14 protein-coding genes are annotated in these 18,650 nt (G+C 63.8%); 11 read left to right on the top strand and 3 right to left on the bottom strand.

From position 1 onward, the window contains the following. Positions 1 to 26: 26 nt before the first annotated feature. On the bottom strand, positions 27 to 809 hold the full coding sequence (locus F615_RS17540; protein WP_019559441.1) for an SHOCT domain-containing protein: 783 nt from the start codon (positions 807 to 809) through the stop codon (positions 27 to 29). Between the two features lie 83 nt (positions 810 to 892). Further along, positions 893 to 1,885, bottom strand: coding sequence for a glucokinase (locus F615_RS0101695; protein ID WP_019559440.1), 993 nt, complete (start codon positions 1,883 to 1,885; stop codon positions 893 to 895). 438 nt (positions 1,886 to 2,323) lie between these two features. On the opposite strand from F615_RS0101695, the gene F615_RS0101690 reads away from it, so the two are divergent. The 9 genes from F615_RS0101690 (at position 2,324) to F615_RS0101650 (ending at position 14,756) form a co-directional block, all read left to right on the top strand. Then, on the top strand, positions 2,324 to 3,643 hold the full coding sequence (locus F615_RS0101690) for a maltoporin (RefSeq protein ID WP_019559439.1): 1,320 nt from the start codon (positions 2,324 to 2,326) through the stop codon (positions 3,641 to 3,643). 37 nt (positions 3,644 to 3,680) lie between these two features. Continuing rightward, positions 3,681 to 5,453 carry an alpha-glucosidase gene (locus F615_RS0101685; protein WP_019559438.1) on the top strand — a complete coding sequence of 591 codons (1,773 nt, stop codon included), beginning with the start codon at positions 3,681 to 3,683 and terminating at the stop codon, positions 5,451 to 5,453. Between the two features lie 27 nt (positions 5,454 to 5,480). Continuing rightward, a complete protein-coding gene (locus F615_RS0101680) occupies positions 5,481 to 6,578 on the top strand; it encodes an ABC transporter ATP-binding protein (protein WP_019559437.1) in 1,098 nt (365 codons plus the stop codon). 75 nt (positions 6,579 to 6,653) lie between these two features. Beyond that, positions 6,654 to 7,856 (top strand): maltose/maltodextrin ABC transporter substrate-binding protein MalE, encoded by a 1,203-nt coding sequence (malE, locus tag F615_RS0101675; RefSeq protein WP_019559436.1) that lies wholly within the window; start codon positions 6,654 to 6,656, stop codon positions 7,854 to 7,856. Positions 7,857 to 7,927: 71 nt separating this feature from the next. Next, the gene (gene malF, locus F615_RS0101670) at positions 7,928 to 9,460 is read left to right on the top strand and encodes a maltose ABC transporter permease MalF (RefSeq protein WP_033370854.1); all 1,533 of its coding nucleotides are present in this window, start codon (positions 7,928 to 7,930) and stop codon (positions 9,458 to 9,460) included. 26 nt (positions 9,461 to 9,486) lie between these two features. Further along, entirely contained in the window at positions 9,487 to 10,377 is an 891-nt protein-coding gene (gene malG, locus F615_RS0101665; RefSeq protein ID WP_019559434.1) for a maltose ABC transporter permease MalG, read from the top strand. Between the two features lie 4 nt (positions 10,378 to 10,381). Continuing rightward, positions 10,382 to 10,876 carry a pullulanase-associated domain-containing protein gene (locus F615_RS0101660; protein WP_156824505.1) on the top strand — a complete coding sequence of 165 codons (495 nt, stop codon included), beginning with the start codon at positions 10,382 to 10,384 and terminating at the stop codon, positions 10,874 to 10,876. Positions 10,877 to 10,977: 101 nt separating this feature from the next. Beyond that, complete coding sequence (locus F615_RS0101655; protein ID WP_019559432.1) at positions 10,978 to 12,729, top strand: alpha-amylase family glycosyl hydrolase; 1,752 nt, start codon at positions 10,978 to 10,980, stop codon at positions 12,727 to 12,729. Positions 12,730 to 12,824: 95 nt separating this feature from the next. Next, on the top strand, positions 12,825 to 14,756 hold the full coding sequence (locus F615_RS0101650; protein ID WP_310731996.1) for a glucokinase: 1,932 nt from the start codon (positions 12,825 to 12,827) through the stop codon (positions 14,754 to 14,756). 10 nt (positions 14,757 to 14,766) lie between these two features. Here F615_RS0101650 and F615_RS0101645 read toward each other — a convergent pair whose 3' ends face one another. Further along, positions 14,767 to 17,028, bottom strand: a complete 2,262-nt coding sequence (locus F615_RS0101645) for an arginine/lysine/ornithine decarboxylase (protein ID WP_019559430.1) — start codon at positions 17,026 to 17,028, stop codon at positions 14,767 to 14,769. A gap of 184 nt (positions 17,029 to 17,212) precedes the next feature. Here F615_RS0101645 and F615_RS0101640 point away from each other — a divergent pair, with 184 nt between their 5' ends. Then, on the top strand, positions 17,213 to 17,641 hold the full coding sequence (locus F615_RS0101640; protein WP_019559429.1) for an NfeD family protein: 429 nt from the start codon (positions 17,213 to 17,215) through the stop codon (positions 17,639 to 17,641). Between the two features lie 25 nt (positions 17,642 to 17,666). Continuing rightward, on the top strand, positions 17,667 to 18,587 hold the full coding sequence (locus F615_RS0101635; protein ID WP_019559428.1) for an SPFH domain-containing protein: 921 nt from the start codon (positions 17,667 to 17,669) through the stop codon (positions 18,585 to 18,587). Positions 18,588 to 18,650 lie beyond the last annotated feature (63 nt).

Below are 18,650 nucleotides of genomic sequence, written 5' to 3'. Positions count from 1 at the left end.
CGTCGCCGCCGGGGTCTCGGGCGGCCTCACAGCAATTGCAAGACCTCCTGGCGCTTGCGCTGGAATTCCTCATCCGTGATCAGCCCCTGATCACGCAAGCGCTGCAGTCCGCGCAAGCGCTGCTCCTGCTCCTCGTAAAACCGCTCATCGCGCCAAGCAGGCGCGGGTGACACCGCCGAGCCCGGACCGAGGGCCGGCGCTGCCGCCGGCGCAGGCGCCGCAACCACCGGCTGCAACGGAAACACCAACCAATCGGCCCGCTTGACCCGAGCTTGCGCGCTGGCCACGGTCGAAGGCCCCGCTTGCGTGCGCGAACCATGCTCGAACCGCGGCAGCACCTTCGTGGCGCGGTAAGCGTGGAAAAAATCCAGGCGCGCATCGTGCACGATCAAGTTCAAGCCTTGATCGTCGATGAACAAGCGGGCCGTCACACCATATGGCGTGCTCAAGAAGTTTCCGTGACGTCGCGCCGTGCTAAGCAGCTCCACGTCCTGGCCAGGCGTTGCTGCGGCAAACGCCTGCACCAAGACGCCGACCCAGTCCTCCAGCTCGTCCTGGCTGAACAACGCCTCCGCACGATCTCGCACGACCGTGGTGACGCTGGCCAGCGCGCGCCGCACCAGCTCCGGGGTCACGATAGCCGGATGAGCATTGGGCGCCTCGTGGCCCGCCTCCCGTGCGGCCAAGCGAATGTACGTCAGCTCATTGATGCGCCATTCCCGCGCTCGCGGGGCCACCGAAGCGTCGGCCGCCACGGCTGGCGCCCATCCGCCGGGACCCCATCCTGCCGCCAGGGCCAGCAGCACCATGGTTGCCGCGACCCGATGTCGCCCCCGAGCCACCGCCCGGGAATGTCGATGTTCCTGGCTCACCCGGCCCATCCGTACCCCCTTCAACTCAGTTCATCCAAAGCCCGCGCCGCCCCCAGCAAAGCGGGATGAGCGGCTTGCACGACGTAGGTCGGAATCTCGGCCAGATAAGACTTGAATCGACCCTTGTCCTCGAAACGCCGCCGGAAAGCAGACCGATCGAACCATGCGCCCAGACGCGGCACGATGCCGCCGCCGATGTACACCCCCCCACGCGCGCCCAAGGTGAGCGCAAGATTGCCAGCCACCGTGCCCAGGAAGCTACAGAACAACGCCAGAGCCTGTTCGCAGGCGGGGTCCTGTGCGCTCAAGCCTGCCTGCGACACCTCCGCCGGGCTCAGGGCTGCCGGCGCGATGCCACGTAGCTGGCATACGGCATCGTAAAGATGCACCAAGCCCGGCCCCGACAAGGCGCGCTCGGCAGAAGCATGCCCGAAGCGCCGCCGCAAAACGCGCAGCACCGCCTCTTCCTCTTCGTCGGCCGCCGCCAAGGTCACGTGCCCCCCTTCGCCATGGACCGGCACCAAGCGCCCGCCCCCCCATGAGAGCAACCCCGAGACGCCCAAGCCCGTCCCCGGCCCCACCAAGGCCCTGGGCTCTCCCTCGACGGCGCGCCCCCCCCCCACCAGGCGCAGATCGTCGCCCGACAGCGAAGGCAGCGACATGGCCAACGCCGTGAAATCATTGAGCACCAGCAAGCGCTGCAGCCCCAAGCCATCGCGCAAGGCGCCAATGGAGAAGGCCCAGTGGTGATTGGTCATCTGAACCCAGTCGCCGGTCACCGGATTGGCGATACCAATCGCACACCAAGGCGGGACGCCCAGCCCCTCATCCGCCAAATACGCCCGGATCACGGACTCCAGCGACTCATAGGCAGCACAGGCATAGGTCTTCACACGTTCGGGCAAGCGGCCAGGGGCTGCCACCCAGGCCAGGCGGGCGTTCGTCCCGCCAATGTCCCCGACCAGGCGGGGGTAGGTTGGATCCACAGTGTCGTCTTCCTCGATGAATGGCATCCGGGCGCTTGGCAAAAGCATGCCCCGGATGTAGGCAAACTACATCTAGATGCTAGACGAGTTCGAACGCCCTGTCCACGCCCGATCCATCCACTCGCGGCCGCAGCGATGATTGCGCCGCCAGGTCATGTAGGCGTGTAGTCGTACAGGGTTATCCCGGGTTCAGAAAGAGTAGTTTTGTTTCTAACATCCGATTCGTTATCAAACTACACGCCTATCTGTAGTGATCCTACAACCTGCCATGACGGACGCGAGCTTCTCGGCGGCACCCCGCCCAGCGGCCGTGATGGCTCCGCGGTCTTCAGCGCGAGCGAGTTCGCGACGCCCGACCCGGCGTCGCCTCTTTTTCGCAGCCACACCCGGTTTCCCCAACCGCTGCGAAGCGGCCTCGGCCGTGCGCAGCATGACCCCCAGCCATCACTCATGAGGAGTTCCACCATGCATCACAAATTCAAGCTGCTGGCTGCCGCGGCAGCCGTGGCCGGCGCTTTCGCCGCGCCGGCCACGTGGGCGCAAGGCATCGAGTTCCACGGTTATGTGCGCACTCAGGTCGGCGGCACCAGCGAAGGCGGCAACCTGCAATGTTTCCGCCTCGGTTGGCCCGCGCAGGCCAAGTACCGACTGGGCAATGAATGCGACAACTACGGCGAAGCGGCGGTATCGGTGCCCTTTGGCAAGTCCGACGGGGCTTGGGCGAAGTACAACCTGCGCCTGGCACTGCGCGAGAAGGGAGCGCAAGACTATGAAAGCGTGATCGACCCCAATCCTTCGAGCGACAGCAAGAGCTTCGACATCGCCAGTCGCGAGAACTACGTCATCGCCGGCGGCTTCTTTCCCGACGGTGCACTGCAGGACGCCAAGGTCTGGGTGGGCAAGCGCTTCTACAACCGCCACGACGTGCACATCAACGACTACTACTACTGGGCCAACACCGGCCCCGGCGCCGGCATCGAAGACGTCGAGGTGGGGCCGGCCAAATTTGCGTTCGCCTACCACCAAAACGGTGGCAACTCGGGCTTGGACGGCGCGCCGGGCAGCTTCGTGTTCGGTGGTGGCGTGGGCGTGAATGCCGCCAAGCGCTATGAATTCCGCTTCTACGACATCGGCGTCAATCCCAACGGCAAGCTCGAACTGGCCGCCCAAATCATCCGTGGCAGCAACGCCATCGCCAGTGACGAGAAAACGGGTTACCTATTGACGGCTCAGCACTTTCAGGGCGGCGTCCTCGGCGGATTCAACAAGCTTGCGCTGCAGTACGGCCGGGGCAATGGCGCCGGCATGAACTGGATCCCGGCCTACGCCGGCGGCAACAACGACACCAAGGGAGAGTCGATTCGCCTGGTCGAGCAGATCTACATCGCGCCTGCAGGCAGCAACTGGTCCGGCATGGGCACGTTCATCTGGGACAACCTGAAGAAGGCCCCCTGGGATCTGGAGCAACGCCAATGGATGAGCTTCGGCGTGCGTCCGCAATACAACTTCAGCGACAACTTCTCGCTGGCGGTGGAGCTGGGCGTGGACCGCGCCAAGGACGACAGCCAAACCAACGCGAAATGGGCCACGCTCACCAAGCTGACCATCGCGCCGCAGCTGTCCCTGTCGCGCGGGTTCTGGTCGCGTCCGGTGTTGCGCGGTTTCGTGACCTACGCCACCTGGAACGAGGCGGCTCGCAGTGGCGTCAACGCGAACTCGAACAACGTGTTTGCCGACAAGAAGTCTGGCCTGACCTATGGCGTGCAGGCCGAGACCTGGTGGTGATGCGCAACGCCGTGCCGGCTCGTGACGGCACGGCGGCATGAGCGCATGGGCGGCGCAGCGCCGCCTGCAAAGCGATGGGCATCGACATGCCGTGTCCATCGCCTTGCACCAGGGGTGCCAAAACCAACCGCAAACTGACGGACTTTCCGACGTGACCTTCGTCTCGACCACACCTGCACGCGCCACGGACTGGTGGCGCGGCGCCATCATCTATCAGATCTACCCTCGCAGCTTCGCCGACAGCAACGGCGATGGCATCGGGGACTTGCCCGGCATCATTGAGCACCTGCCCTATGTGGCCCGCCTGGGGGTGGATGCGATTTGGATATCGCCGTTCTTCCGCTCCCCGATGAAAGACTTCGGCTACGACATCGCCGACTACCGCGATGTCGACCCGATGTTTGGCACCTTGGCCGATTTCGATCGCTTGGTCCAGCGTGCGCACGAATTGGGACTGAAGGTGATGATCGATCAGGTGCTGTCGCACACCTCCGACCAACACCCCTGGTTCGTCGAAAGCCGCCGCAGCCGCGACAACCCCCGGGCCGATTGGTACGTCTGGGCCGACCCCAAGCCCGATGGCACGCCTCCGAACAATTGGCTCAGCGTCTTTGGTGGATCGGCCTGGCAGTGGGACCCGCGTCGTCGCCAGTACTACTTGCACAACTTTCTGGCCAGCCAGCCGGACCTGAATTTCCACCACCCGGCGGTGCAACAGCAGGTGCTGGAGGACATCCGCTTCTGGCTGGAACGCGGGGTGGACGGATTCCGCTTCGATGCCTGCAACTTCCATTTCCACGATCGGCATTTGCGCGACAACCCGCCAGCGACACAACGCGACACCAAGACGGTCATGGAGACCAATCCGTATGGGATGCAGCGCCACCTGTACGACAAGACGCAGCCGGAGAACTTGGTCTTCCTGCAGCGTGTGCGTGCGCTGCTGGACGAGTATGGCGCAGCCAGCGTGGGTGAGGTCGGCGACGATGATTCGCTCAAGACCATGGCCGCCTACACGGCCAATGGCGACAAGTTGCACATGGCCTACAGCTTCAACCTGCTGACGTCCGAGCGCAGTGCTGCGTACATCCGTCAACAGGTCGAGGAGCTGGAAGCCCAGATGAAGGACGGCTGGGCCTGCTGGTCCTTCGGCAACCACGATGTGGCCCGTGTGATGACGCGCTGGGGAGGGCCAGGCGCTTCGACCGATTTCATCAAAGTGGCCGGGGCCATGCTGATGAGCCTGCGAGGCAGCGTGTGCTGGTGGCAAGGCGATGAACTGGCCCTGACCGAAGCCGATATCCCGTTCGAGAAGCTGCAAGATCCTTACGGCAAGGCCTTCTGGCCCGAATTCAAGGGCCGCGATGGTTGCCGCACGCCCATGCCCTGGTCGAGCACGCGGCCGCATGGGGGCTTCAGTGGTGATGCCACGGTGGAACCCTGGTTGCCGGTGCCGCCCGAGCATCTCTCTCGAGCAGTGGACCTCAGCGAGGCCGACCCCGCCTCGCCCTTGCAGGCGCTGCGCCGATTCATGGCCTGGCGCAAGGCACAGCCAGCGCTGATTGGCGGCGACATTCGCTTCTTCGATGCCCCCGAACCGGTGCTCGCACTGGCGCGCACCCCGGCCGCCGACCAGCCAGGCGATGCGGTCCTGGCATTGTTCAACTTGGGATCGGAACCCGTGAGCTTCGAGCTGCCGCAGGCACCGGCCAGCGTGGCACTCGACGGTCATGGCTTTGCCGGCGCGCATCGCCAGGCTCAGCGTTTCACCTTGCCCGCCTACGGTGCCTACTTCGGCAAGATGGTGTGATGTCCGACGCCTGAATCGAATCCAACCATGGCCCATCTCCAACTCAAGGCGCTGCGCAAATCCTACGGCCAGATCGAGACGCTGCACGGCATCGATCTGGACATCCACGACGGTGAGTTCATCGTCTTCGTCGGCCCCTCGGGCTGCGGAAAGTCCACGCTGCTGCGCTGTATCGCCGGACTGGAAGACATCACCAGCGGCGAGCTGTACATCGACGGACGGCTGGTCAACGAAGTGCCCCCGGCCAAGCGAGGCATTGCGATGGTTTTCCAGAGCTATGCCTTGTATCCCCACATGACTGTGGCGGAAAACATGGCCTTCGGGCTGCGCCTGGCGGGGGTGAAGAAGCACGAGCAGGAAGCCGCCGTTCGGCGAGCCGCGCAGATCCTGCAAATCGAGCATCTGCTGGACCGCAAGCCCAAGGCACTGTCCGGCGGGCAGCGGCAACGGGTGGCCATCGGCCGAGCCATCGTGCGCAAGCCAGGCGTCTTCCTCTTCGACGAACCCTTGTCCAACCTGGACGCCGCGCTGCGGGTGCAAATGCGGGTCGAGTTGGCCCGACTGCACCGTGAACTCAAGACCACCATGGTGTATGTCACGCACGACCAGGTCGAGGCCATGACCCTCGCTCATCGCATCGTGGTGTTCCATGCCGGACGCATCGAACAGGTCGGCACACCGATGGAGCTGTACCACCGGCCAGCCAACCTCTTCGTGGCCGGCTTCATCGGCTCGCCCAAGATGAACTTCATTTCCGCCACCCTGGAGTCGGCCGCGGCCACCGAAGCGCTGTTGCGGCTGGGCGATGGACGCACCATCCGCGCGGCCGTCGATGCCACCGGTGTGGCCGCCGGTACACCGGTGACCGTGGGCGTGCGTCCCGAACACCTCGCCACCGATGGCCTCGACACGAGCAACCAACTGCCCGGCATCGTGCAAGCCGCCGAGCATCTCGGCGACGTCACCTACTTGTATGTGGACCTTCCCGGCGCTTCAGCACCCGTGGTGGTGCGCGCATCGCCGGACACCCCGTTGGGCATCGGCGACATCGCCCACCTCGGCGTACCGCCCCAACGCTGCCACGTTTTCGATCCCCACGGTCATGCCCTGCCCCGCGCAGGATGACCGAGCCCCTTTTCCCCAACCGTGTCACTGCACGACCCCAAGCGCCCGAACAGGCCGAAACCAAAGGAGCAAGCCATGAACATTCAACGTCAACGCATCAAGCTGGTGGCCGCGGCCACTGCGCTGGCCTTGTCGGCCGGCTTCACTGCGCCGGCTCTTGCCGTCGAGCCCGGCAAACTGCTGATCTGGATCAACGGCGACAAAGGCTACAACGGACTGCAGAAAGTCGGCGATGAATTCGAGAAGAAGACCGGTGTGAAAGTGACGGTCGAGCATCCGGAAGATGCCCCGGGCAAATTCCAGCAGGCCGCCGCCGCAGGCAAAGGCCCGGACATCTGGATCTGGGCCCACGACCGCGTGGGAGAGTGGATCCAAGGCGGCCTGCTGCAGCCCGTCACCCCATCCAAGAAGATCGTCGAAGACATCGACCCATTGGCATGGAAGGCCTTCAATATCGGCGGCCGCACCTGGGGCTACCCGATCTCGATCGAAGCAGTGGCCCTCATCTACAACAAGGATCTGGTGCCGACTCCACCCAAGAGCTTCGAAGAAGTGATCGCGCTAGACAAGAAACTCTCGGCTCAAGGCAAGAAAGCCATTCTCTGGGACTACAACAACACCTACTTCACTTGGCCGCTGCTGGCAGCCAACGGTGGGTATGCCTTCAAACAAAAGGCCGACGGCACCTATGATCCGACCGACACCGGAGTCAACAACGCCGGGGCTCTCAAAGGTGCCGAGCTGATCGTCAAGATGATCAAAGACGGCGTGATGCCCAAGGGCGCCGGCTATGCCGACATGGAAGCCGCCGTCAACCAGGGCAAGGTCGCGATGATGATCAATGGACCCTGGGCCTGGGACAACCTGAGGAAGTCCAAAATCAACTTCGGCGTGGCCAAGATCCCCACCGTGGCCGGCAAGAAGGCGGCGCCCTTCGTCGGCGTGATGGGGGCCATGATCAACAAGGCCTCACCGAACCGTGAACTTGCCATCGAGTTCATCGAAAACCACATGCTCAGCGTGGCAGGCCTCAAGACCATCAACGACGATGTGCCGCTGGGCACGCCGGCGTCCAAATCCTTCTTCAACCAGCTCAAGAGCGACCCCAACATCCAGGCCACGATGGCCAGCGCGCAAGACGGCGCTCCCATGCCCAACATCCCGGAGATGGGGCGCTTTTGGTCCTCGATGGCTTCGGCACTACAGAACATGACCGAAGGACGCCAAAGCCCCAAGGAAGCCTTGGACGCTGCGGCCAAGCGCATCACCGCCAAGTGACCTGACCCAAGGCCCGCAAGAGTTGCACCCTGGTGGTTCGGCCTCCAAGCCGGACCACCCAAGCATTCCGTATGACTCAGACTTCCGTCCTGCAGCGTTGGGCTCCCCGGATGACCGGCTTCGTGCTGGCCCTGGGAGCGCTTTACCTCGTCACCCTCGTCTACGCTGCCGGCGAAATGCTGCTGGCCGGCACCTTGCTGGTGGTCATCGCCCTGGCGGCGTGGGTCTACACCTCGCAGCGCCTGTACGCCTGGCGCTATCTCTTTCCCGGCTTGGCCGCGGTGATCATTTTCGTGGTCTTTCCGATGTTGTATACGGTGGCCATCAGCTTCACCAACTACAGCTCGCGCAACCTGCTCAGTTTCGAGCGTGCCACGGCCTACCTGCTGGATGAAACCTACCAAGCCGAAGGACGCACTTACGACTTTGCACTGCTGAGCGATGGTCAGCGCCACATCCTCCGCTTGCAAGCGCCAGACTCAGGCGAGGTCTTCCTCACGCCTGCCATCGACCTCGAGGATGCGTGGCCGAGCTCCGTGGCCGCGGCACCCGCCGCGCAGCAGCCGCCCCAGCTTGCCACGGTCGAACTGCGCGAACTCATTCGCCTACAGCCCCGCCTGCGCAGCCTCACCATCGCCATGCCCGATGGCACGACCGTGCGCATGAGCAGCCTGCGTCAGTTCGCACCGGTGCGAAAACTCTATGTCCGCAACGCCGACGGCAGCCTGACGAATCAACGAGATGGTTCGGTGCTGCGCCCCAATTTCCAGGTCGGTTTCTACCAAACCGAAGCAGGCGAGAACGTACCCCCGGGGTTCCAGGTGAACATCGGTGCCTCCCACTATGTGCGCATCTTCACCGACGAGGCCTTCCGCGAGCCCTTCGTGCGCATCTTCATCTGGACGGTCGTCTTCGCGGCGCTGACCGTGCTGTTTGCGACCTCGTTGGGCATGGTGCTGGCCGTGCTGCTGAGTTGGGAGGCCTTGCGTTTCCGCGGCATCTACCAGACGTTGCTCTTCTTGCCCTACGCCGTGCCGGGCTTCATCTCCATCCTGGTGTTCAAGGGCCTGTTCAACAACAACTTCGGCGAAATCAACCTCATCTTGCACGGCTTGTTTGGCATCAAGCCCGCCTGGTTCTCGGACCCTTTTCTGGCCAAGGTGATGCTGCTCATCGTCAACACCTGGCTGGGTTATCCGTACATGATGGTGTTGTGCATGGGACTGCTCAAGGCCATCCCGTCGGACCTCTACGAAGCCTCGGCCGTGGCAGGCGCCGGGCCACTGACCAACTTCTTCCGTATCACGCTGCCACTGATCATCAAACCACTCAGCCCGCTGTTGATCGCCTCCTTCGCGTTCAACTTCAACAATTTCGTGCTGATCAATTTGCTGACCGGCGGACGGCCCGACTTCCTCGACACGCAGATCCCTGCGGGCACCACCGACATCTTGGTGTCGTACACCTATCGCATCGCCTTCGAGGACTCGGGCCAGAACTTCGGCCTGGCCGCTGCCATCTCGACGGTGATCTTCACGATGGTGGCGCTGCTGTCATGGTTCAACCTGCGAGCCACCCGCATCACCCAAGAAGAAGCCCGCTGAAGCCCTCCAGAGGAGCATTCCCGACCATGGCCATCGTTCTCGACAAATCCCATCGCTGGCGTGTACTGGCTGCGCACGTGTTCCTGATCGCGCTCATTGCGGTCATCATCTTTCCGTTCCTGATGATCCTGTCGATCTCGCTGCGGCCAGGCAACTTCGCTGCCGGCAGCCTGATCCCCGACCAAATCAGCCTGGAGCACTGGAAGCTCGCACTGGGCATCGCCTACGAAGGGCCCGACGGCCGCCTGGTCGAGCCCCCCTTTCCCGTGCTGCGCTGGTTGTGGAATTCGGTGAAGGTGGCCACGCTGTCGGGGATCATCACCCTGCTGCTGTCCACCACCGCGGCCTATGCCTTCGCTCGCATGAAGTTCCGCGGGAAGTCGCAGGCGCTCAGCGCCCTGCTGCTGATCCAGATGTTCCCTGCGGTGCTGGCACTGGTGGCCCTCTACGCCGTCTTCGACCGCATTGGCCATGTCTTCCCGCTGTTCGGCATCGACAGCCATGCGTCGCTGCTGCTGGCCTATGCAGGGGGCATCGGCCTGTTCACCTGGACGATCAAGGGCTATTTCGACACCATCCCCGGCGAGATCGAGGAGGCGGCCAAAGTCGACGGTGCTTCGCCTTGGCAAGCCTTCCGATGGGTGCTCCTGCCCATGGCCGTTCCCATTCTGCTGGTCGTCTTCCTGCTGGCCTTCATCCACGCGATCATCGAGTATCCGGTGGCCTCCGTGCTGCTGCAGAAGCAAGACCAGCTCACACTGGCCGTGGGCTCCAAGCTCTTCCTCTACGAACAGCGTTACCTGTGGGGCGATTTTGCCGCCGCCGCCATCCTCTCAGGTTTGCCCATCACCGTGGTCTTCATCCTCGCCCAGAAATGGATGGTTTCCGGCTTGACCGCCGGCGGACTGAAAGGATGAGCCCGTGACGACCCATCCCCAACCGCGCCTCAACCCCCAGCAAGGAGACATGACGATGAAGCGCTTCTCTTCCCTTTTGAAATCCGCCCTTGCCACTGCCACGCTCGTGGTCGGCACCGCAACCCTGGCTCAGGGATCGGCGCCGCCGCCTGGCTACGTGTCCATCCATTACAACCGTTGCGACAACAACTATGACGGATGGGGTGTGCACCTCTGGAAGGACGGAGGCATTCCCTTGCCCGGCATCGAATGGCAAAAGCCGATGATGCCCACCGGCAAAGACGATTTCGGCGTGTACTGGCACACCAAGCTGGACGACTACGTCAATGGCCGGGTGAACTACATCATCCACAAGGGTGATACCAAGGACCAAGGCGGCCGCGACATGGCCTTCGATGGCAAGGTTCACAAGCAAATCTGGGTGAACAATGGCGACCGCGCCATCTACACCTCGCTGGCCGATGCAAAAAAGGCCCGCGAGGCCAAGCCCTGCAAGTGAGCTGACACCGGGCCCCGCCGCGACGTAAGCCCGCTTGGCGGGGCACGCCCCCCATGCCACCTGCGCCGCCGCAGCGGCGCGGGCCTGTCTTGCCTGCTGCCATGAAACCGCTGCTTCCGGCCTTGCTGTTCGCCTCCATGCTGCTTGCTTGTGGAACGGCCAACCACACGCCTGCATCCGTGTCTGCCCAGGTATCGGCCCCCGCACCTGCGCCGGCCGCCCCACCCGCCGAAGGCGCGCAAACCGTCCCGCACGCCGTGCCCGGCCGCTTTGCCGACAACCCCATCGTCTATTTCGTCATCACCGACCGCTTCTTCAACGGCAACCCAGCCAATGACCACAGCTATGGGCGCCAGCGAGAAGCCCAGCCCAAGGACGACGTCGCCACTTTCCACGGCGGCGATCTCAAAGGTTTGACGATCAAACTCCAAGAAGGCTATTTCAAGGCGCTCGGAGTCAATGCCCTATGGATCACCGCCCCGTATGAGCAGATCCGCGGCTGGGTGGTCGGTGGCGACAAAGAATTCAAGCATTACGCCTACCACGGCTATTACGCGCTGGACTACACCGTGCTCGACCGCAACATGGGCACCGCAGACGAACTGCGCGAGATGGTCGACACGGCACATGCGCAGGGCATCCGCGTGCTGTTCGACGTGGTGCTCAACCATCCCGGCTACCTGGACCTGCGTACGGCCGCCGAGCTGGTGCCACAGGTTCTGTGGCCTGGTCACGAGCAAGCCACCCTGCGCAACTACCACAGCTTCATCGATTACAACAGCTTCGCATTCGGCCTCTGGTGGGGGCGGGACTGGGTGCGCGCCGGACTGCCCGGCTACCTCGACGGCGGACGGGACGACCGCACGATGCAACTGGCCTACCTGCCCGACTTCCGCACCGAAAGCCCACAAGCCGTCAAGCTGCCCACCTTCCTGCGCCACAAGCCAGACACGCGTGCTCGGGACCTGCCCAACACCACGGTGCGCGGCTATCTCATCCGTTGGTTGACCGACTGGGTGCGCGAATACGGCATCGACGGCTTTCGAGCCGACACGGTCAAGCATGTCGAGCCCGAGGCCTGGGCAGAACTCAAGCGCGAAGCCACCCAGGCCTTGGCCGAATGGAAGGCCAAGAACCCCGACAAGAAGATCGACGACGAGCCCTTCTGGATGGTGGGCGAATACTGGGGCCACGGGCCCGAGCGCAGTGCATTGCACGACGCTGGCTTCGATGCGATGATCGATTTCAACTTCCAGCAGCAGGGGCACCGCTTCAGCGCGCCCGAACCCCTCTTTGCGCAGTACGCACGCGTCTATGCCGGACGGCCCGGGTTCAGCAATCTTGCTTACATCTCCTCGCACGACACCGAACTCTTCAGCCGCAAGCGTCTGTTCGAGGCTGGCACCGCGCTGATGCTGGTGCCCGGCGGCGTGCAGATCTTCTACGGCGACGAGACCGGGCGACCGGAGGGATACCGCCCACGTACCGACCCGCAACAAGCCACCCGTTCCTTCATGAACTGGGACCGCATCGACGCAGCGCTGCTGGAGCATTGGCGCAAGCTGGGTACGTTCCGCGCCCGTCATGTGGCGATCGCCCGCGGCATGCATGAGCAACTGCAGGCCGAGCCTTATGTCTTCAGCCGCATCGACCGCACCAGCGGGGACCGCGTCGTGGTGGCCCTGGCCGCCCCCGGTCCGGTCAGCCTGCCGGTGGGACAGGTCTTCCGCGAAGGTGAGCGCCTGCGCGACGCCTACACCGGCCAGTCGGTGGCCGTCCGCAACGGGCAGGTGAGCCTGGAGGCCGGCCGGGTCGTGCTGCTGGAGCGCGATCCGGCCGCAGCCGGGCGTTGAGCGAGGCCCCAGCATGAAACTTCGTCGCCCACCACCAGCCCGGCCGAGCGCCCGGCGCCCAATCTTGGGTACAGTGCGCATGGAGAATGAAAGCCATGCCCTCGTCCCCATCTCATGCCGCCGGTTCGGTCCTGACCACGCCCATGCTCGTGGCTGCGGGAGCCCCTGACATGCCGGGCTTCACCCCGCCCTACCCCGATCCGCGCCTGCTGGCCGACATCGGCGCCACCTATGCGCGCTTCTGCCTGGAGCAGCAGCCCGGCCGCTTCGACTATGTCACGGTGCTGCCTTGCGCAGACTACCCGGGATTCGTCGAGGTGGTGCAAGCCTACCTGGACAGCCTGCCCGCCGGCCTGAAGCCCCGCCATGCGGCCGTGGCCATCGCCAACCCGATCGAAGGGGATTGGGTGCGCATGACCAACCGGGACTGGGCCTTCTCGATCGCCGGGGCGCAGCGCGCGCTGGGCTTGTCGACCCTGCTGGTGGTGAACAATTTCACCGCACTGGCCATGTCATTGCCGCGCCTGGGGGAGCAAGGGCGCGCCCAGGTCGGCGGTGGCGAACCCCAGGCCAATGGCGTGATCGGCCTGCTTGGCCCTGGCACTGGTCTGGGCGTCTCCGGATTGGTGCCCGTGGGCGACCGCTGGGCCACGCTGGCCACCGAAGGCGGCCACGTGAGCTTTTCGCCAGCCGACGAGCGTGAGCTCAAGGTACTGCAATATGCCTGGAGGTCGCTGACGCACGTCTCGGCGGAACGGCTCGTCTCGGGGCCGGGCATCGAGATCATCTACCAAGCCCTCACCGAGGGCCGCAGCGACCTGCCGGCCCGTTTGAGCACCACAGACATCGTCCGGCGTGCGATCCAAAACCTGTGCCCGTGGTGCGTCGAGACCGTGGAGACCTTCTGCAACATGCTGGGGACGGTGGCCTCGAACCTGGCCCTCACCCTGGGGGCCACGGGCGGCATCTACATCGGCGGGGGCATCGTGCCGCGGCTGGGCGAGTTCTTCCTTCGTTCAGGTTTCCGACAGCGCTTCGAAGCCAAGGGGCGCTTCTCGGCTTACGTGGCCCGCATCCCCACCTATGTGCTCACGGCCGAGAACCCGGCGTTCCATGGCGTGTCCTCGCTGCTGGCCGAGCATGTGCCTGCCCACGAAGGCGGCAACCCGCTGATGGAGCGAGTGCGCGCGGCCCGACCGAGCCTGACGCCGGCCGAGCGCCGAGTGGCCGACTTCGTGCTGGACAATCCGCGCACCGTACTGAACGACCCCATCGCCGTGATTGCTCAAATGGCCGAGGTCAGCCAGCCCACGGTGATCCGCTTCTGCCGCTCGCTGGGTTTTCAGGGCTTGGCCGACTTCAAACTCAAGCTCGCCTCCGGCCTGACCGGCAACATCCCCGTGCAGCGCACCCAGGTGCGCCAGCAGGATGCCACTCCTGATCTATGCGCCAAGGTGCTGGACAACACCATCTCGGCCATCGTGCAGTTCCGCGAGTCCCTCAATGTCGAAGCGGTGGACCAGGCCATCGAGCTGCTGCGCCAAGCCAAGCGCGTGGAGTTCTATGCGATGGGCAACTCGGCCGTGGTGGCATTGGACGCTCAGCACAAGCTCTTTCGCTTCCGCATCCCTTCCGTGGCGCACACCGATGCCTCGATGCAGTCCATGGCCGCCGAGCTGCTGGGGCCGCAGGACGTGGCAGTGTTCATCTCCAGCTCGGGCCAGCCCCCCGAGCTGGTACGAGCAGCCACCTTGGCGCGCGACCGCGGAGCGGCGGTGCTGGCCATCACCGCCAGCAAGTCACCGCTGGCCAAAAAAGCCACGGTCTGCATTCCGGTGGACCACAACGAGGACAGCGCCACCTTCCTGGCGATGATCTCGCGCATCCTGCATCTGCTGGTGGTGGACATGGTCGCCGTGGGCGTGGCCGTGCGCCGCGACACGGGCAGCAGCGTGCCCAGGGCCGCGCAAGCCGGCAGTCCCGGCACCGACCATCCGCCCGGCATGCTCATCTCTCACGTCCTTTGACGCTGAGGGTTCAGCGCACACAATCGACGTAATAGCGCCGAACGCCGTTGCCGTCTTCCTCCTCGACCAACCCGTGCACGTCGGTGTCGAAGCCCGGGAAGGCCGCATTGAACTCACGCGTGAATCGCAAGTAATCACAAATCTTGCGGTTGAAACGCTCCCCCGGAATGAGCAGAGGAATGCCCGGCGGATACGGCGTGAGCAAAGATGTCGTGATACGGCCTTCGAGCTTGTCGATCTCCACACGCTCGGTTTCGCGGTGGGCGATGCGCGCATAGGCATCACTGGGCTTCATCGCCGGTTGCAGATCGGACAAATACATCTCGGTGGTCAGGCGCGCGATGTCACGCTTGGCATACATCTCGTGGATGCCTTGACAGAGATCGCGCAGTCCCATGCGCTCATAGCGAGGATGTTGGGCGCAGAACTCCGGCAGGATGCGCCACATGGGTTGGTTTTTGTCGTAATCGTCCTTGAACTGCTGCAAGGCGGTCAACAGCGTGTTCCAGCGGCCCTTGGTGATGCCGATCGTGAACATGATGAAGAAGGAGTACAGCCCCGTCTTTTCGACCACCACACCATGTTCGGCCAAATACTTGGTCACGATCGAAGCCGGGATGCCGGTCCTGGCGAACTTGCCGTTCAGATCCAAGCCCGGCGTGACGATGGTGGCCTTGATCGGATCGAGCATGTTGAAGCCTTCGGCCAACTTGCCGAAACCGTGCCACTTGGCCGAGCCCTTGATCATCCAGTCCTCGCGCCGGCCAATGCCAGACTCGGCCAGCTTCTCCGGCCCCCACACCTTGAACCACCAGTCCGAGCCGAACTCTTTCTCCACCTTGCGCATGGCCCGACGGAAGTCCAGCGCCTCCAGGATGCTCTCGGCCACCAGGGCCGTGCCGCCAGGAGGTTCCATCATCGCCGCGGCCACGTCGCACGAGGCAATGATCGCGTACTGCGGCGAGGTCGAGCTGTGCATCAGATAGGCTTCGTTGAACAGCGCGCGGTCGAGTTTGCGGGTCTGCGAATCCTGCACGAGGATCTGTGAGGCCTGCGACAGACCGGCCAACAATTTGTGCGTGGACTGGGTGGCAAACACCAGAGATTCCTTCGTGCGGGCCCGATGCTTGCCCATGGCGTGCATGCCCGAATAGAAGTCGTGGAAGGCCGCATGCGGCAGCCACGCTTCGTCGAAGTGCAGCGTATCGATGTAGCCATCGAGCATCGATTTGATGATCTCGGTGTTGTAGAGCACGCCGTCATAGGTGCTTTGCGTGATCGTCAACACGCGCGGCTTGACCTTCTTTGGATCGACCCCCTTGAGCAACGGGTTGGCGGCGATCTTTTTCTGGATGGCCTCGGGCGTGAACTCGCTTTGCGGAATGGGCCCGATGATGCCGTAATGGTTGCGCGTGGGCGTCAGGAACACCGGCACAGCCCCAGTCATCGTGATGGCATGCAGGATGGACTTGTGGCAGTTGCGGTCCACCACCACCACATCGCCTGGCGCCACCGTGTGGTGCCACACCATCTTGTTGGAGGTGGAGGTGCCATTGGTCACGAAGAAGCAATGGTCGGCATTGAAGATGCGCGCCGCATTGCGCTCGGAAGCAGCCACCGGCCCCGTGTGATCGAGCAGCTGCCCCAGCTCCTCCACGGCGTTGCATACATCGGCGCGCAGCATGTTCTCGCCGAAGAACTGATGGAACATCTGTCCGATCGGGCTCTTCAAGAAGGCCACCCCGCCAGAATGCCCCGGGCAATGCCATGAATAAGAGCCGTCCTGGGCATAGCCCACCAGAGCACGGAAAAACGGCGGCGCCAGCGAATCGAGGTAACTCTTGGCCTCGCGGATGATGTGGCGCGCCACGAACTCCGGGGTGTCCTCGAACATGTGGATGAAACCATGCAATTCCTTGAGCACATCGTTGGGAATGTGCTGCGAGGTGCGCGTCTCGCCGTACAGGTAGATGGGAATCTCGGCGTTCTTGAAGCGGATCTCGCTGACGAAGGCGCGCAGGTTCTTCAGGGCCGCGTCCACTTCCTCGCTCGACCCGGAGCCAAACTCCTCGTCATCGATCGACAAGATGAAGGCACTGGCGCGGCTTTGCTGCTGCGCAAACTGAGACAAGTCACCGTAACTGGTGACGCCCAGCACCTCGAAGCCTTCCTTGACGATCGCATCGGCCAAGGCCCGAATGCCCAGACCCGAGGCGTTCTCCGAGCGGAAATCCTCGTCGATGATCACGATGGGAAAGTGAAAGCGCAGCATGGCAGCCCCCCCAGGGCGCAAATCGGAAACGGAAAGCGCGAAGTGTAGGGCCTTCGCCTGACCCTGGACCAGGGGGCTGGCATGCTGTCCTGTCATTGCCACACCCCCACGACGGGGAGGCCACCATCGGCAGTCGAGCTCGTACACTGCCAGCGCGTGTCATCCAAGCCAAAGGACATCTGCCATGGGATTTCAAGACGCCACCTGGTGGTGGTTGCTGGCCGGACTGGCCGTCGTCTTCGAACTGCTGACCGGAACGTTTTATCTGCTGATGATGGCCCTGGGGTTGGCCGCTGGGGCCGTGGCCGCTCACGCCGGCCTGGGCGGGAGCGGCCAGCTCGTGGCCGCAGCCGTCGTCGGCGGTGGCGCCGTGGCCCTGTGGCGCGGGCTGCGCGGCCGCCATCCACGGCGCAACGCCCAAGCCGAGTCTGAGCATCACCTGCTGGACATCGGCGAGCGCGTCAGCATTGAGCAATGGCGGCCGGATCAGACGGCCCGAGTGCATTACCGCGGCACCCTCTGGACGGCTCGCTACGCCGGCACTGGCACGCCCGAACCTGGCATCTACACCATCCGCGCCGTCGAGGGCCATCACTTGCTCGTCGACCGCTGAATCCAACGACAGCTCTGGAGGAACCATGGAAATCGTCGCCATCGTCTTGCTGTTCATCGCGGTGATCTTCATCGCCCAATCGATCAAAGTCGTGCCCCAGCAGCACGCCTGGGTGGTCGAGCGTCTGGGGCGCTTTCATGCCGTGCTCAGCCCAGGCCTGAACATCCTCGTCCCCTTCATCGACCGCGTGGCCTACAAGCATTCGCTCAAAGAAATCCCGCTGGATGTGCCAAGCCAGGTGTGCATCACCAAGGACAACACCCAGCTGGCCGTCGACGGCATCCTGTACTTCCAGGTCACCGACCCGATGCGCGCCAGCTACGGCTCGTCGAACTACATCATCGCCATCACTCAGCTGGCCCAGACCACGCTGCGTTCGGTGATCGGCAAGATGGAACTGGACAAGACGTTCGAAGAACGCGAGGCGATCAACGTCGCCGTGGTCAATGCCTTGGACGAGGCTGCACTGAACTGGGGCGTGAAGGTGCTGCGCTATGAGATCAAGGACCTGACGCCGCCCAACGAGATCCTGCGCGCCATGCAGGCTCAGATCACGGCCGAGCGCGAGAAACGTGCCCTGATCGCTGCCTCCGAGGGGCGCAAGCAGGAACAGATCAACATCGCCGAAGGCGAGCGTCAGGCCTTCATTCACAAGTCCGAAGGCCAGCGGCAAGCCGAAATCAACATCGCCCAAGGGCAGGCAGCGGCCATCGTCGCCGTGGCCGAAGCCACGGCCGAGGCGATCCGCAAGATCGCTGCGGCCATCCAACAACCCGGCGGCGCCGAGGCCGTCAACCTGAAGGTCGCAGAGAAGGCCGTGGAGGCCTACGCCCAGCTGGCCCAGAAGAACAACACGATGATCGTGCCTGGCAACATGAGCGAAGTCTCGGCCTTGATCGGCACGGCCATGACGCTCATGAAGAGCACGGCCAACGCCAACCGCTGACCCGGCCGCAGCCAGCCCGGCAGGCCAACGCAAGTCGGATCAAACTTGCTACAATGTTGGGCT

The sequence above is a fragment of the Caldimonas manganoxidans ATCC BAA-369 genome (genome assembly GCF_000381125.1).
Lineage (GTDB): Bacteria > Pseudomonadota > Gammaproteobacteria > Burkholderiales > Burkholderiaceae_C > Caldimonas > Caldimonas manganoxidans.
The sequence above is the reverse complement of the archived record's forward strand: the minus strand, read 5'-3'. Positions and strand labels throughout refer to the sequence as shown.